The organism is Mycobacterium sp. IDUB_19, assembly GCF_055419445.1.
Genome location: NZ_JBVAXR010000015.1, coordinates 69,484 through 84,675 on the forward strand (window position 1 = coordinate 69,484; position 15,192 = coordinate 84,675).

A 15,192-nucleotide genomic window follows, 5' to 3' on the forward strand; every position below is an offset into this window, starting at 1 on the left:
TGTGCATTTCGGCCGTGCAGAAGCTGCATAGATGGTTGGCAAATTTCCGGTAAGCTGTTTCGATGTCAGTAATTGACGGTCGGGGAATTTGACCGTCGCGGTCTGGCCGGGAGGTTCGGATGTCGTTCGTGAATGCGACGCCGGAGTATGTGGCGTCTGCGGCATCCGACTTGGCAAAAGTCGGATCCGCCATCGAGTACGCCAACTCGGCGGCATCGGGCGCGACCTCCGCCGTTGAGGCCGCCGGCGCCGACGCAGTGTCGACCAGCATCTCGCAGCTGTTCGGCGCGCACGCCGCCGCCTACCAAGCGATCAGCTCCCAGGCGGCGCTGTTCCATCAGCAGTTTGTGCAGCTCATGAGCGGTGGCGCGACGGAATATGCGAGCACTGAGGCCGCCAACGCCGCGCCGCTGGACATCGGGCCGCAGGCCGTGCTGGGCGCGGCCAACGCCTCCGGTCCCGGGCTCGGCGCCCAGCAGCCGGTAATCGGAGCCGCGGCACAGGCAAGTTCAGTAGCGGCGGGGGTGCCGGTGGGGGCTGCTGTGCAGCCGGGTGCCGTCGCGCCGGCGGCCATGTCAGCGACGGCGGCGCCGGCCACGGCGCCGATCACTCCGATGGCCGCGACCACCGCGGTGGCGGCCGCGCCGGCGGGATCGGCGGCCCAGGCGTCGCCGCACACGCAAACACCGGCGTATGCACCGGCGTATGCACCGGCAGCGACGACCGCGGCAGCGGCAGCGGCGGCCGCGGCAGCGGCACCGGACGTGTCCAGCCCGCTGACCGCCTCGGCTGCCCAGGTGGACGCGGCATCCGCGGAACTCTCGTCGGCCGGCATGCTGCCGGCGGCGATGCCGACACCGTCGGCCGGGCCGGCCACGCCGCCCCCGCCGGCGTCTCCCAAAGGCCGACCGCCGACACCGTCGCGCTGACCGGCCGGGCTGATGCCCGGACGCGGTTTGTACCTAAGGCGCACGCGACAGCGCTAATCTGACACGAACTTCCCGGCAAGGCGAGGAGACCCACGTGTTGGCGCGTTATCTGAAGACGCAGTTAGTGGTTTTGCTGTGCGGCGGTTTGGTCGGGCCGATCTTTCTGGTCGTCTACTTCACCCTCGGCCTGGGCAACCTGCTGCAGTGGATGTTCTATGTCGGCCTGCTCATTACCGTGGCCGACGTACTCATCGCGCTCGCGCTGACCAACTACGGCGCCAAGTCGGCGGTCAAATCGGCGTTGCTGGAGCAACACGGGGTGCTTGCGCTCGCGCAGATCACCGGGCTCGCCGAAACGGGTACCCGGATCAACGAACAGCCGCTGGTGAAGGTCGATCTGCACATCTCCGGACCGGGGTTCACGGCGTTCGATAGTCAAGACCGGGTCATCGCCAACGTCACCAGGTTGGGCAACCTCACCGCCCGCAAGCTCGTGGTCCTGGTCGATCCCACCACGCAACAATACCAAATCGACTGGGAGCGAAGCGCTTTGGTCAACGGTCTGGTGCCCGCGCAGTTCACGGTGGCCGAGGACAACCGGACTTACGACCTGAGCGGGCAGGCCGGGCCGTTGATGGAGATCCTGCAGATCCTCAAGGACAACAACATTCCGCTCAACCGGATGGTCGACATCCGGTCAAACCCGGGACTGCGTCAGCAGATCCAAGCGGTGGTGCGCCGCGCGGCCGAGCAGACACCCGCGGCGCAGGGGGCACCGGCGGGGGCGGCGCCGGTAGGCACACCCCCTCAGGCATCGATCGCCGAGCGGCTCCAGCAGCTCGAAACGCTGCGCGCCAGCGGCGCTTTGACCGATGACGAGTACAACGCCAGCCGGACCCAGATCATCTCGGAGATCTGAACCCTCCCGGTCTTCCAGCCGAGTTAGAACACGTTTCAGTTCCGCTGCTAGCCTGTGATTCGGCGAGATGCCGGCGAAAGGGGCGTGCAGTGTCGGGACGTGAAGGATCACTGCAAGGACGGGTGGCATTCGTTACCGGTGCCGCCCGCGCGCAGGGGCGCGCGCATGCGGTGCGGCTGGCCGCCGAAGGCGCCGACATCATCGCGCTCGATATCTGTGCGTCGGCGTCGAGCACCATCACCTACACGCCGGCCACACCCGAGGACCTCAACGAGACCGTCCGCTTGGTGGAGGCCGAGGGCCGCAAGGTGCTGGCCCGCGAGGTGGACATTCGCGACGACCCCGCGGTGCGGCAGCTGGTGGCCGACGGCGTCGAGCAGTTCGGCCGGCTCGACATCCTGGTGGCCAACGCCGGGGTGCTGGGCTGGGGCCGGGTCTGGGAACTCACCGACGAGCAGTGGGACACCGTCATCGGGGTCAACCTGACCGGTACCTGGCGCACCCTGCGCGCAGCGATACCCGCGATGATCGAGGCCGGCAACGGCGGATCCATCGTGGTGGTGAGCTCGTCGGCCGGCATCAAGGCCACACCCGGCAACGGCCACTACGCCGCCAGCAAGTTCGGGCTGACCGCGCTGACCAACACCCTGGCGATCGAGCTCGGCGAATACAACATCCGGGTCAACTCCATCCACCCCTACTCGATCGACACCCCGATGATCGAACCGGAAGCGATGATGGAGATCTTTGCCAAGCATCCCCGCTTTGTGCACAGCTTCCCGCCAATGCCGATGCAGTACAAGGGATTCATGGCGGCCGAGGAGGTTTCCGACGTCGTCGCCTGGTTGGCCGGCGATGGCTCGGGCACGGTGACCGGCATGCAGATCCCCGTTGATAAGGGCGCCCTAAAGTACTGACCGCCCCGCGTGCTATGAACTCCACGTGAGCAATAACGGAATCGTGATCGTCGGGGGAGGGCTGGCTGCTGCCCGCACGGCCGAGCAATTGCGTCGGTCGGAGTACGCCGGACCCGTCACGATCGTCAGCGACGAGGTGCATCTGCCCTACGACCGGCCGCCGTTGTCCAAGGAAGTGCTGCGCAAAGAGGTCGACGACGTCGCCCTCAAGCCGCGTGAGTACTACGACGAAAACAACATCACACTGCGGCTGGGCGCGGCGGCCACCGGCCTGGACACCCCCGCGCAGACGCTGACGCTGTCCGACGGAACGTCGCTCGGCTACGACCAGCTGGTGATCGCGACGGGTTTGGTCCCGCGGCGCATTCCGGCGTTCCCGGACCTCGACGGCATCCGCGTGCTGCGTTCGTTCGACGAGAGCATGGCGCTGCGCGAGCACGCCTTGAAGGCGCAGCGCGCCGTGGTGGTCGGCGCGGGTTTCATCGGCTGCGAGGTTGCGGCCAGCCTGCGCAACCTGGGGGTTGACGTCGTGCTGGTGGAGCCGCAGCCGACGCCGTTGGCCTCGGTGCTCGGCGAACAGATCGGCGAACTGGTGACGCGGCTGCATCGCGATGAGGGTGTCGATGTGCGCACCGGCATCGGCGTTGCCGAGGTACGCGGTGCGGGCCACGTCGAGACGGTGGTGCTGACCGATGGCAGCGAGTTGCCGAGTGACCTGGTGGTCGTCGGCATCGGATCACGGCCGGCCACCGAGTGGCTACAGGGCAGCGGCGTCGAGGTCGACAACGGTGTCATCTGCGACGAGGCCGGGCGCACCAGTGCGCCCAACGTGTGGGCCCTTGGCGACGTCGCCTCCTGGCGTGATGCGACGGGACATCAAGCGCGCGTGGAGCATTGGAGCAATGTGGCCGATCAGGCCCGGGTGGTGGTGCCCGCGATGCTTGGTCAAGAGGTGCCGTCGGTCACGGTCGTGCCGTACTTCTGGAGCGACCAATACGATGTCAAGATCCAGTGCCTGGGGGAGCCGGAAGCCACCGACACCGTGCATCTGGTCGAGGATGACGGCCGAAAGTTTCTGGCGTACTACGAGCGCGACGGGGTAGTGGTCGGTGTGGTCGGCGGCGGCATGCCGGGCAAAGTCATGAAGGCCCGCGGCAAAATCGCTGCCGCAACACCCATTTCGGAAATGCTGGGCTGACACCAGATGCGCCGGGTGGCGATACTCGATGACTACGCCGGCATGGCGCTCGAGCTCGCCGACTGGTCGCCGGTGCAGAGCCGATCCGACATCACCGTCTTCGACCGACATCTCTCCGAAGCGGAGGCGGCGGAGGTCCTGCGGCCGTTCGAGGTGATCTGTACCCTGCGCGAACGTATGGCACTGCCGCGCACGCTGATCGAGCGGCTGCCCAATTTGAAGCTGATCACGATCGTGGGCATGAGCCTGCCGAACCTGGACATGGCCGCGGCCAGCGAATGCGGTGTACTGGTTGCCCATTCGGATTTCGCGAACCCTCGCTTCAGGACCGTCCGCGACGCCACTCCGGAACTCGCCTGGGGGTTGCTGATCGCGACGGTGCGCAATCTGGCCGACGAGCATCGGCGGATGCGAGACGGTGGGTGGCAGAGCAGCGTCGGTGTGACGCTTGCCGGTAAGACACTCGGGTTGCTGGGTCTGGGCCGGACCGGCAAGCGGATGGCCGAATACGCCAAGGTGTTTGACATGGATGTCGTTGCTTGGAGCCAGAATCTCACCGAGGAGACCGCGGTTGCGGCCGGCGCGAGCCGAGTTTCGAAAGCGGCTTTGTTCGAGTCCTCCGATGTGGTCTCCATTCACCTGGTGCTCTCCGAGCGGACGAGAGGTTTGGTCGGCGAACCGGAACTTGCGTTGATGAAGCCACACGCCCACCTGATCAACACGTCGCGGGGCCCCATCGTCGACGAGGCGGCGCTGATCACGGCGCTGCGGACCGGGCGCATCGCCGGAGCCGGGCTCGACGTCTTCGACGTCGAACCGCCCGCGGCCGATCATCCGTTGCGGCGCCTGCCGAATGTGACGTTGTCACCGCACCTGGGGTACGTCACCCGCGAAATGTTGGGCGCCTTCTACTCGGACAGCATCGAAGCCGTGGTGTCCTGGCTGGACGGAACGCCGATTCGGATCGCCAATCCCGAAGCGCTGAACTAGAACTCGCCCAGGTAGAACCGCGCACCCTGATCGTCGGTGCACTCGGCGGTCACGCCGTAGGGCTGGCGGGCCGGCTCGGCAAGCACGGTGCCGCCGGCCTCGCGGACCCGCGTGACCGCCACCTCGATATCGGCCACTGTCCACATCGGCACGGTGGTGGGACGCTCGCTGCCACCGGCGGCGCCGGCCATCGGATGCGTGCCCACCACCTGCCAGCCGTCGGCCACGCGGCCGGGCTCGAAGCTCCAGCGCAACAGCCGGCCATAGAAATCGCGGAACCCGGCTGTATCCGGCACCTGGTAGGTGACGTAGGACAGTTCGCCGGGCCCAGAGCCGTTGATCTTCGGGCGTTTTCGTACGGCGCTCGGTTGGTGAACCGCGAACGCCGCGCCCTGCGGGTCGGTGGCGTCGAGCAGGACGCCGTAGTCGGTCTGCCGGATCTCGCCCGGGACACCGCCCGCCTCGGCTATCGCGATGCGAGCGGCCTGCACGTCCGCGACGGCGTAGCAGCAGAACAAGGTGGCGGGTTGATCGGTGGCGAAGATTCCGGTCGGCAGATCGGTGTTGGTCACCCGATGCGACGCGGGGTCGTATATCCAGCCCAGCACATGCCCGTAGAAGGCGGCCGCGCGGTCGGCGTCCGGGGTCCACACCGAGACATATCCGATGTCGCCGTGCCGGATGCCGCCACCGGGCACCGCCGACGGCCCGGACAGCATCCAGCGGTGCCCGAACGGGTCGACGATGGTTGCGTTGCGCGTTCCGTAGTTTTCGTAGACCTCTCGTTCGACGGTGGCACCGTGTTCGCGTGCTCGCTGCACGGCGGCATCGGCGTCCGTCACATGCAGCATCAGACTGACCGAAACAGCGTTCGGGGCAGGCGCTTTCAAGCCGAGCTCAGGGTACTCGTCAGCCAGATACAGCACGCCATCATCAATCGCGATCTCGGCGTGCCCAATTCGTCCGTCGTCCATGACGATGGGATCGCCGACTACGACGGCGCCGAATGCGTCGGCGTACCAGGCGATGGCCGCACGCGCGTTCACCACGCTCAGGTAGGGCAGTGCCGCCGGCCGCGGTGCAGTCGGTGTAACGGGTTCGGCCAGTTCGGCAATGGCGGTGGTAGTGCCGCTCATGACAACTCCTTCTGGTAGGGAGAGCGCGGATTCCAATTGCCGGCGCAGCCGCGCGGCAAAGGCCGAATCGGGTTGAACGGGAGGGTCATTGGTGTGCAGCACGCTGAGCGGGTCGCTATGGTCGCGCGGGTTCATGACATGCCTCCCTCCGGGTATTGCTTCTTGAATGCGCGGCGTGCCCGCACCAGTAATGCTTCGGTGGCGTGCACCGTGCGCCCGATCAGCGCGGCGCACTCGCCGACGCTGCAGTCGTCCATGTAGCGCAGCACCAGCACCGTGCGGTGTGCCTCGGCCAGCCGGGCCAGCACGGCTTCGGCGACCAGGCGATCCAGTTCGGCGTCGCAGTCGTCGGCCGTGTCGACGGGCTCCGGCAGCTCGGCCACCGGCACGCTGAGCCGGTCCGGACCGCGCCGGTAGTGGTCGGCCAGCTTGTGTCGCGCCACGCCGAGCAACCACGCAATCGTGATCGGCGGCGGTTCGGCCTTGCGAGCGGCGTCCATCGCGGCGAGAAACGTCTCCGACGTCAGGTCCTCCGCCGCGCCGCGATCGCCACAGCGTCGGACGAAGTACCCGTAAACCAGCGGCAACGCCTCGTCGTAGAGCGCCAAAAGCGCGCGTCGAGCGTCGGATTGGTGATCCGTTTCGGCGCTCACACCCTTATCGTCGCCGCAGCACGGCCAACTCCGACGGGTTGTGCGCGAAAAGTTTTCAATATCGCCGCTATTGCCAGTTCACGGGTGCGCCATGCGCATGGCATTCACCCAGAACGCCTTGGTCACCGCCCGGCCAGCGACGCACGCGCACCAGGAACTTCAGCCCAGAGTCCGGGCCGTCGCGCGCGGGCTCCATCGTCAGGTGCGCGAAGGGGGAGCGGGCATCAGCGCGTGCACCCAGTGCATTGACGCCAGCGCGCACGGCCGCGCGTTCGTGCTCGGACAGGTACTGCCAAGTGATCGAATGCCACAGCACGGTCAATGCGCCGTCGGCCAGTGTCAGGCCGGCGACCGCGTCGGCGGCGCTTTGCCGCACCAGCTGTGCCGGTACCTTCCGGGCGACCGCGATGGCGCCGCGTAGCCTCTCCAGCCGGGCGGCCTGGTCGGGCCAGACATAGCTCAATGCGGTCATCTCCCCGTCTGTGCCGGTGACGCCGGTGACGTCAATGGGTGCGATGTCGTAACCGCGCCGTTCGACGATCTGCACCGAACCGGCCGGCGGCAACCGACCCTGCCACGCGTCTTCGATGAGCACCGGCGAGTCGCTCGGTCCCCACTGCCCGCTGCCATAGCGGTACTGGTAATTGTCGGCACGCAGGTTCAGCCCGGCGCTACATCCGACCTCGAAAAGTCGTACCGGGAAACCGATTTCGTGATTGATGCGCAGCAAAGCGCCGATCAGCGCGGCAGATCGACCCACCTCGTTGGTTTGCGGCGGATGACCCAGCGCCGCGCGCAGCGAGTCGGCATGGTCGACGGCGACGACCTTGATCTCGGGCCACGCGCTGCTGGCGTCCCAGGTGCCGCCGGTGCTGGGATACCACTGGCGCAATCCTGGTGCCCGGCCGCCGAGCACCAACCGGTGCAAGCCGCCCAGCAGCCGTAGCGGCACCGCCTCGCGTGACGGGTCATCTTCGTGGCCGGACAGGATCGACGCGAAGATGCCGCCGGCTTCGACATCGGAGGCCACCAGCTCGAACAGCTCGCGGTACATCGTGGACCCGGAGGCGCCGCAGAAGCGGCCCTGCGATCGCAGAGTGTGCAGCAGGTGCTCGGTGTTGGCGCTTATGACTTCAGCCTTTGCAGCCCGGTGCCGACGACGTCGAAGGCGTTGCCGAGAGCCACCGGCAACGGGACGGATTCGTCGCCCAGCCAATGCTCGTAGGCCGAGAGTGCGACACCGAGCAGCGTCCATGCGACGGTCTGGGGCGCCAGGTCGGTCGTCTTGGCGCCCGAGCGCCGGGCGACGAATTCTGCGATCACCTCGCGCCAGCCGGCGTACATCGTCATCGAATACGCCTGCAGTTCGGCCGTCTGCAGGATGACCCGCATCCGCTGGCGGTGCTGGGCGGTCTCGGAGTCGTCAAAGGTGTTGAACGCCAACAGTGCCGCCCGCAGCGCGTCGCCCAGCGGAACCCGCGGGCCGACCGCGTCGAGCAGTTCCCGCAGATGCGCGAGGTGGCCGTCGAACTCGCCCCACAGGATGGCGTTTTTGGAGGCGTAGTAGCGGAACAACGTGCGCCGCGAGATCCCGGCAGCCTGCGCGACATCGTCGACGCTGACCTCGGCGAAACCGCGCGCCGTGAACAGCTCGATCGCGACGTCGGTGATGTGGTCTGGTGTCGTCGAGCGGCGCCGGCCCAACCGCGACTGCGGAAGCATCAGACCCGCCCTTCCATTTCGGCACTCGATGCCATATTCTGACGTCGATTGTGACAAGAACGACCTTCGTTGTCGAGACCGTAGGAGAGGCAATTCATATGGACCGCGAGATCGAAACCGACGCCGAGCTCGTCACCGAGACTCTGGTTGAAGAGGTGTCCATCGACGGAATGTGCGGGGTTTACTGACCGTGCCTGCGCCCGCGCAGGCACGACCGACCCAAAGCCGGTTCGATCCTGATCGCGGTTGGCGATTGCACCCGCAGGTCGCGGTTCGACCGGAACCGTTTGGCGCACTGCTCTATCACTTCGGCACCCGCAAGCTGTCTTTTCTGAAGAACCGCACCATCCTTGCGGTGGTGCGGTCGCTGGCCGACCATCCCGACGTCCGGTCGGCTTTGCGCGCGCAGGGAGTCGAGGACTCCGAGCAGGGGCCCTACCTGCACGCGTTGGGTGTGCTGGTCGATTCCCGCATGCTGTTACCCCAGGAGGATCATCAATGACAACCGCGGCCGTACCACGGCTCATCGAGCAATTCGAGCACGGGTTGGACGCGCCCATCTGCCTGACGTGGGAGCTCACGTACGCCTGCAACCTGGCCTGCGTGCACTGTCTTTCCTCCTCGGGTAAGCGCGACCCACGCGAGCTGTCCACCCGCCAGTGCAAGGACATCATCGACGAGCTGGAACGCATGCAGGTGTTCTACGTCAACATCGGTGGCGGGGAACCCACTGTGCGCCCGGACTTTTGGGAGCTGGTGGACTACGCCACCGAGCACCACGTCGGTGTGAAGTTCTCGACCAACGGGGTCCGGATCACGCCGGAGGTCGCCGCGCGGCTGGCGGCCAGCGACTACGTGGACGTCCAGATCTCGCTGGACGGTGCGACCGCCGAGGTCAACGACGCCGTCCGCGGGCCCGGATCGTTCGCGATGGCGGTGCGTGCGCTGGAAAACCTGGCCGCGGCCGGATTCTCCGACGCCAAGATCTCCGTTGTGGTCACCCGGCACAACGTCGACCAGCTCGATGAATTCGCCGCCCTGGCAAGCCGTTACGGCGCGACGCTGCGGATCACCCGGCTGCGGCCCTCGGGGCGTGGCGCGGACGTCTGGGAAGAGCTGCACCCCACCGCGGACCAGCAGGTCCAGCTGTATGACTGGCTGGTCGCCAAGGGGGAGCGGGTGCTCACCGGCGACTCCTTCTTCCATCTGGCCCCGCTCGGCTCGTCCGGCGCGCTGGCCGGCCTGAACATGTGCGGAGCCGGCCGGGTGGTGTGCCTGATCGACCCGGTGGGCGACGTGTATGCCTGCCCGTTCGCCATCCATGACCGCTTCCTGGCCGGAAATGTGTTGTCTGACGGTGGTTTTGACAACGTTTGGAAGAATGCCCCGCTTTTCCGCGAGCTGCGCGAGCCGCAGTCGGCGGGCGCCTGTGGCAGCTGCGGGCATTACGACAGCTGCCGCGGCGGCTGCATGGCGGCCAAGTTCTTCACCGGCCTGCCGATGGACGGGCCGGATCCCGAGTGCGTCCAGGGGCACAGTGCGTCGGCGCTGGCCCGGGACCGCGAGACCCCACGCCCACGTGCCGACCACTCGCGCGGACAAAAGGTGCGCCAGCCGGTGCCGCTGACCCTGTCCGTGCGGCCGCCGCAGCAACCACCGGCGCGGTTCTGCAATGAAAGCCCGGTATAGCCGTGGCCGAGGAGTGGTTTGAAACCGTAGCGATCGCTCAGCAACGCGCGAAGCGCCGGCTGCCGAAATCCGTTTATGCAGCCCTGGTTGCGGCCAGCGAAAAGGGAATTACGTCCTCCGACAACGTCGAAGCCTTCGGTGAGCTCGGTTTCGCGCCCCATGTTGTGGGCGCACAGGAAAAGCGCGATCTGTCGACCACCGTTATGGGACAAGACATTTCGATGCCGGTCTTGATTTCGCCGACCGGCGTCCAGGCGGTGGACCCGGACGGCGAGGTCGCCGTCGCGCGGGCCGCCGCGGCGCGGGGAACGGCGATGGGCTTGTCCTCGTTCGCCAGCAAGCCGATCGAAGAGGTCATCGCCGCAAACCCCAAGCTGTTCTTCCAGGTGTACTGGCTGGGCGGGCGCGATGCGATCGCCGAGCGGGTGGAGCGGGCGCGTGCGGCCGGCGCGGTCGGATTGATCGTCACCACCGACTGGTCCTTCTCGCACGGACGCGACTGGGGCAGCCCCAAGATTCCCGAAGAGATGAACCTGCGGACCATCCTGCGGTTGTCCCCGGAGGCGGCCTTCAAGCCCCGGTGGTTGTGGAAGTTCGGCAAGACCCTGCGGCCACCGGACCTGCGGGTGCCGAACCAGGCCCGGCGCGGCGAGCTGGGCCCGCCCTTCTTCGCTGCCTACGGCGAGTGGATGGGCACACCGCCGCCGACGTGGGAGGACATCGCCTGGCTGCGCGAGCTCTGGGGCGGGTCGTTCATGCTGAAGGGCGTCATGCGCGTCGATGACGCGAAAAGGGCTGTGGATGCCGGTGTTTCGGCGATATCGGTGTCGAACCACGGCGGCAACAACCTGGACGGGACGCCCGCGTCGATCCGTGCGCTGCCCGCGGTGGTGGCGGCGGTGGGCGATCAGGTCGAGGTCTTGCTGGACGGCGGAATCCGGCGCGGCAGCGACGTCGTGAAGGCGGTGGCCTTGGGGGCGCGGGCGGTGATGATCGGTCGTGCCTATCTGTGGGGCCTCGCCGCCAATGGTCAAGCCGGCGTCGAAAACGTGCTCGACATATTGCGCGGGGGTATCGACTCGGCGCTCATGGGGCTGGGGCACGCCTCGGTCCACGACTTGAGCCCGGACGACATTCTGGTGCCGGATGGTTTCACCCGCGCGCTCGGCTAGCCTCCGGGCAAGGCGGCTTGGGCCGACGATCTTGGCGGCACCCAGGCAAATTCTGAGCATCTTGGGCGGCTTTGCCCGATTTAGCGCGAGGAGCTGCGGCGGACCTCGTCGCAATGCCACGGAAATCGCGCGGATGTGCGATTGGCAGCGAAAATCGACGTGTGCGAAAATTGTGATACGCGCGTGGCAACCGTGACGGACGAGCCGAATTTCGGCGCCTCGATGAACAGCCCAGAAAAAAAATAACTTTGAACGCTCAACAATTGGTGCACGCCAGGTGAATTCGGCCTACCATCACCGAGTGCCCGTACTCGGCGAATTAGGAGCTGCGACGTCGAGCGAGCTATTTCCCACCTCGCCGTCGATAATGATTCCGCTGGGGTCGACCGAGCAACATGGTCCGCACCTGCCGTTGGACACCGACACCAGGATCGCGACCGCGGTTGCCCGAGGGGTCAGGGCATGCCTCGCCCAGGCCTGGTTGGTCGCGCCGGCCATCGCCTACGGCGCCAGCGGCGAGCACCAGAGTTTCGCCGGAACCATCTCCATCGGCACCGACGCCCTGACGCTGCTGCTGGTCGAGTACGGCAGGTCGGCCGCCTGCTGGGCCCAGCGCCTGGTCTTCGTCAACGGCCACGGCGGCAACGCGGAGGCGTTGCACCGCGCCGTGCGGACGCTTCGTGCCGAAGGTCGTGACGTCGCCTGGTGTCCCTGCGCCGCCGCCGGCGCGGATGCCCATGCGGGCCATACCGAAACATCGGTGTTGCTGCATATCTCGCCGTCCGATGTGCTGACCGACCGGTGGCTGGCCGGGAATCGGTCGCCGCTGCCCGAGTTGCTCCCGGCGATGCGCAGCGGCGGCGTCGCGGCGGTCAGCCCGGCAGGCGTATTGGGCGACCCGACCACCGCCACCGCGGCCGAGGGCAAACGCATCTTCTCCGAGATGGTCGACGGCTGCGTGCGCCGGATCGTGCGTTGGTCGCCCGGCCCCGACGGCATGCTGACATGAGTCAGCCTCGACTGCCGGACGGGTTCGCCGTTCAGGTCGATCGCCGCGTGCGGGTGCTCGGCGACGGCTCGGCGTTGCTCGGCGGCTCACCGACCCGACTGCTCAAGCTGGCTCCCGCCGCCCAGGGCATGCTCTCGGATGGCCGGCTGAAGGTTCGCGACGACGTCAGCGCCCAACTGGCCCGCACCTTGCTGGACGCCACCGTCGCACATCCGCGGCCTGCCGGCGGCCCGTCGCACCGCGATGTCACCGTAGTAATCCCGGTGCGGGACAACGCTTCTGGGGTGCGACGCCTGGTGAACTCGCTGCGCGGCCTGCGGGTGATCGTGGTGGACGACGGTTCGTCGCCGCCGATCGAGGCGGCGGACTTCGCCGGCACGCACTGCGACATCGAGGTGTTGCACCACCCCCGCAGCAAGGGGCCGGCGGCGGCGCGCAACACCGGGCTGGCGGCCTGCACCACCGACTTCGTCGCATTCCTGGACTCCGACGTGTCGCCGCGCCGCGGCTGGCTGGAAGCCCTCCTCGGTCACTTCTGCGACCCCACCGTGGCCCTGGTGGCTCCACGCATCGTGGGCCTGGCACACAGCGAGAACGTGGTGGCTCGGTACGAGGCGGTGCACTCCTCACTGGACCTCGGGCAGCGCGAAGCGCCGGTGGTGCCGCACAGCACGGTGTCCTACGTGCCCAGCGCGGCGATGATCTGCCGCCGCTCGGCCCTCAATGAGGTCGGCGGGTTCGACGAGACCATGCAGTCCGGCGAGGACGTCGACCTGTGCTGGCGGCTCATTGAGGCGGGCGCCCGGCTGCGCTACGAGCCGATTGCGCTGGTCGCCCACGATCACCGCACGCAATGGCGGGATTGGCTCGCGCGCAAGGCATTCTACGGCGGTTCGGCGGCGCCGTTGTCGGTGCGCCACCCAGACAAGACCGCCCCGGTGGTCATCTCGGGCTGGGCGCTGATGGCCTGGATACTGATGGCGCTCGGGACGAGCCTGTCCCAGCTGGCCTCGATCGTGATCGCGATCTTCACCGGTCGGCGTATCGCCCGAGCCATGCGCAGCGCCGAGACCTCGTTTGCCGACGTCGTGGTGATCGCGGCCCGCGGTCTGTGGTCGGCGGCGTTGCAGCTGGCATCGGCCATCTGCCGGCACTACTGGCCGGTGGCGCTGCTCGCGGCGATCATGTCGCGGCACTGCAGACACGTCGTGGTGGTCGCGGCCGTAATGGACGGAGTCGTCGACTGGCTCCGTCGCCGGGACGCCACCGGCGACGAGGCCGAGCCGATCGGGCTGCTGACCTATCTGTTGCTCAAGCGCGTCGACGACTTGGCCTACGGCCTCGGGCTGTGGTGGGGCGTGGTGCGCGAACGCAACCTGCGCGCGCTCAAGCCGCAAATCCGGAGCTAGTCACCGCCTTGACCACCACGCGCAGCGATGTGCTGATCGTCGGTGCCGGAAGTGCTGGATCGGTTGTTGCCGAACGTCTTTCCGCCGATCCTGGCTGCACCGTGACCGTCCTCGAGGCGGGTCCCGCTCTCACCGATCCGGCGCTGCTGGCGCAAACCATCAATGGGCTGCAGCTGCCGATCGGGGCCGGCAGCCCGCTGGTGCAGCGCTTTCAGGCCCGCATCACCGAGCAGCCCGTCCGCGAATTTCCGATCGTGCGCGGGGCGACGGTCGGGGGTTCGGGGGCGATTAACGGCGGATATTTCTGTCGCGGGTTGCCACGCGATTTTGACCGGGCCGCAATACCGGGCTGGGCATGGTCCGACGTCATCGAACATTTCCGGGCCATCGAGACCGACCTCGATTTCGACGGCCCCGCCCACGGCGATAGTGGTCCGATCCATATTCGCCGCACGCACGAAATGGCCGGCACCACTGAACGTTTCATCGCCGCGGCGCAAGCTGCCGGGTTTTCCTGGATCACCGACCTCAACGATTGCGGGCCGGAGCTGGTGCCCGGTGTGGGCGCTGTGCCGCTCAACATCGTCGACGGGGTACGGATCGGATCGGGAGCCGGATATCTGCTGCCGGCCCTGGGCCGATCGAATCTGACCTTGCTGTCGCAGACTCGTGCCGTGCGGCTGCGGTTTGACGGCACCGCCGCCGTGGGGGTCGACGCGGTGGGCCCCAATGGCCCGACCACACTTACTGCTGACCGAATTGTGTTGTGTGCTGGTGCTATTCAATCGGCGCATCTGTTGATGCTGTCCGGTATCGGTGATGAGCCGATGTTGCGGGGCCTTGGCGTGCCGGTGGTAGCGCCGCTTCCGGTGGGATTGTTCTGCAGCGATCACCCCGAATGGGTGTTGCCCACCGACTGGACGGTGGCCACCGGCCGGCCCGTGCTGGAGGTGGTGCTCAACGCCGCCGACGATATCGAGATCAGACCGTACACCGGTGGCTTCGTCGCGATGACCGGCGACGGCACCGCGGGTCATCCAGACTGGCCGCACATCGGTGTGGCGTTGATGCAGCCGCGGGCACGCGGGCGCCTTTCGCTGGTGTCCGCGGATCCGGCCGTGCCCCCGCAGATCGAGCACCGCTACGACAGCGAGCCCGAGGACATCGCGGCCCTGCACCTCGGCAGCGAGCTGGCCCGTGAACTTGCCAGTGCGGCAACATATGTCGGTCCACCGGCATGGGCGACCTCGCAGCACCTGTGCGCCAGCGCCCCGATGGGTACCGACGGTGACCCGCACGCGGTCGTCGACCCAACATGTCGCGTGCGCGGGATAGAGAACCTCTGGGTGATCGACGGATCCGTCCTGCCCACGATCACCAGTCGTGGACCGCACGCCACCATCGTGATGCTCGGGCACCGCGCAGCGGAATTCGTTCGCTGAGCGGCAG

The 15,192-nt window shown here is 67.3% G+C and carries 15 protein-coding genes and 1 pseudogene; 12 read left to right on the plus strand and 4 right to left on the minus strand.

Features of this window, described 5'->3' with window-relative positions:
- Positions 1-119: 119 nt before the first annotated feature.
- From ACZY0B_RS14375 to ACZY0B_RS14395, 5 genes and pseudogenes are all read left to right on the plus strand, one after another.
- Positions 120-341: pseudogene (locus ACZY0B_RS14375) on the plus strand (PE family protein); the annotation flags it as partial.
- 682 nt (positions 342-1,023) lie between these two features.
- Positions 1,024-1,848 (plus strand): SHOCT domain-containing protein, encoded by an 825-nt coding sequence (locus ACZY0B_RS14380; protein ID WP_463764795.1) that lies wholly within the window; start codon positions 1,024-1,026, stop codon positions 1,846-1,848.
- Between the two features lie 89 nt (positions 1,849-1,937).
- Positions 1,938-2,765 (plus strand): mycofactocin-coupled SDR family oxidoreductase, encoded by an 828-nt coding sequence (locus ACZY0B_RS14385; RefSeq protein WP_463764796.1) that lies wholly within the window; start codon positions 1,938-1,940, stop codon positions 2,763-2,765.
- Between the two features lie 25 nt (positions 2,766-2,790).
- On the plus strand, positions 2,791-3,963 hold the full coding sequence (locus tag ACZY0B_RS14390) for an NAD(P)/FAD-dependent oxidoreductase (protein ID WP_463764797.1): 1,173 nt from the start codon (positions 2,791-2,793) through the stop codon (positions 3,961-3,963).
- A gap of 6 nt (positions 3,964-3,969) precedes the next feature.
- Positions 3,970-4,953: a D-2-hydroxyacid dehydrogenase family protein gene (locus ACZY0B_RS14395; protein WP_463764798.1), complete on the plus strand. Its 984-nt coding sequence runs from the start codon at positions 3,970-3,972 to the stop codon at positions 4,951-4,953.
- Here the strand turns inward: ACZY0B_RS14395 and ACZY0B_RS14400 are convergent.
- From ACZY0B_RS14400 to mftR, 4 genes are all read right to left on the minus strand, one after another.
- Positions 4,950-6,224, minus strand: a complete 1,275-nt coding sequence (locus ACZY0B_RS14400) for a VOC family protein (protein WP_463764799.1) — start codon at positions 6,222-6,224, stop codon at positions 4,950-4,952. The genes ACZY0B_RS14395 and ACZY0B_RS14400 overlap by 4 nt on opposite strands.
- Entirely contained in the window at positions 6,221-6,742 is a 522-nt protein-coding gene (locus tag ACZY0B_RS14405) for an RNA polymerase sigma factor (RefSeq protein WP_463764800.1), read from the minus strand. Before ACZY0B_RS14405 ends, ACZY0B_RS14400 begins: the two co-directional genes overlap by 4 nt.
- Before the next feature lie 67 nt (positions 6,743-6,809).
- The gene (locus ACZY0B_RS14410; RefSeq protein WP_463764851.1) at positions 6,810-7,871 is read right to left on the minus strand and encodes a DUF2332 domain-containing protein; all 1,062 of its coding nucleotides are present in this window, start codon (positions 7,869-7,871) and stop codon (positions 6,810-6,812) included.
- On the minus strand, positions 7,868-8,464 hold the full coding sequence (gene mftR / locus ACZY0B_RS14415; protein ID WP_463764801.1) for a mycofactocin system transcriptional regulator: 597 nt from the start codon (positions 8,462-8,464) through the stop codon (positions 7,868-7,870). Before mftR ends, ACZY0B_RS14410 begins: the two co-directional genes overlap by 4 nt.
- Before the next feature lie 98 nt (positions 8,465-8,562).
- On the opposite strand from mftR, the gene mftA reads away from it, so the two are divergent.
- The 7 genes from mftA (at position 8,563) to mftG (ending at position 15,185) form a co-directional block, all read left to right on the plus strand.
- Positions 8,563-8,652 (plus strand): mycofactocin precursor MftA, encoded by a 90-nt coding sequence (gene mftA / locus ACZY0B_RS14420; RefSeq protein ID WP_036466690.1) that lies wholly within the window; start codon positions 8,563-8,565, stop codon positions 8,650-8,652.
- The gene (gene mftB, locus ACZY0B_RS14425) at positions 8,637-8,966 is read left to right on the plus strand and encodes a mycofactocin biosynthesis chaperone MftB (RefSeq protein WP_463764802.1); all 330 of its coding nucleotides are present in this window, start codon (positions 8,637-8,639) and stop codon (positions 8,964-8,966) included. Before mftA ends, mftB begins: the two co-directional genes overlap by 16 nt.
- A complete protein-coding gene (mftC, locus tag ACZY0B_RS14430; protein WP_463764803.1) occupies positions 8,963-10,153 on the plus strand; it encodes a mycofactocin radical SAM maturase in 1,191 nt (396 codons plus the stop codon). The genes mftB and mftC overlap by 4 nt, the downstream gene beginning before the upstream one ends.
- A gap of 2 nt (positions 10,154-10,155) precedes the next feature.
- Positions 10,156-11,325 (plus strand): pre-mycofactocin synthase MftD, encoded by a 1,170-nt coding sequence (mftD, locus tag ACZY0B_RS14435; protein WP_463764804.1) that lies wholly within the window; start codon positions 10,156-10,158, stop codon positions 11,323-11,325.
- Positions 11,326-11,602: 277 nt separating this feature from the next.
- Positions 11,603-12,334: a mycofactocin biosynthesis peptidyl-dipeptidase MftE gene (gene mftE, locus ACZY0B_RS14440; protein WP_463764805.1), complete on the plus strand. Its 732-nt coding sequence runs from the start codon at positions 11,603-11,605 to the stop codon at positions 12,332-12,334.
- Positions 12,331-13,743, plus strand: coding sequence for a mycofactocin biosynthesis glycosyltransferase MftF (mftF, locus tag ACZY0B_RS14445; RefSeq protein ID WP_463764806.1), 1,413 nt, complete (start codon positions 12,331-12,333; stop codon positions 13,741-13,743). The genes mftE and mftF overlap by 4 nt, the downstream gene beginning before the upstream one ends.
- 8 nt (positions 13,744-13,751) lie before the next feature.
- Positions 13,752-15,185: a mycofactocin dehydrogenase MftG gene (mftG, locus tag ACZY0B_RS14450; protein WP_463764808.1), complete on the plus strand. Its 1,434-nt coding sequence runs from the start codon at positions 13,752-13,754 to the stop codon at positions 15,183-15,185.
- Positions 15,186-15,192: the final 7 nt, after the last annotated feature.

What these genes read in the sequence shown, in the direction of transcription:
- mftA (WP_036466690.1), top strand. Translation starts at nt 8,563, where the DNA reads ATGGACCGCGAGATCGAAACCGACGCCGAGCTCGTCACCGAGACTCTG.
- mftF (WP_463764806.1), top strand. Translation starts at nt 12,331, where the DNA reads ATGAGTCAGCCTCGACTGCCGGACGGGTTCGCCGTTCAGGTCGATCGC.
- mftC (WP_463764803.1), top strand. Translation starts at nt 8,963, where the DNA reads ATGACAACCGCGGCCGTACCACGGCTCATCGAGCAATTCGAGCACGGG.
- mftR (WP_463764801.1), bottom strand. Translation starts at nt 8,464, where the DNA reads ATGCTTCCGCAGTCGCGGTTGGGCCGGCGCCGCTCGACGACACCAGAC.
- ACZY0B_RS14400 (WP_463764799.1), bottom strand. Translation starts at nt 6,224, where the DNA reads ATGAACCCGCGCGACCATAGCGACCCGCTCAGCGTGCTGCACACCAAT.
- ACZY0B_RS14395 (WP_463764798.1), top strand. Translation starts at nt 3,970, where the DNA reads ATGCGCCGGGTGGCGATACTCGATGACTACGCCGGCATGGCGCTCGAG.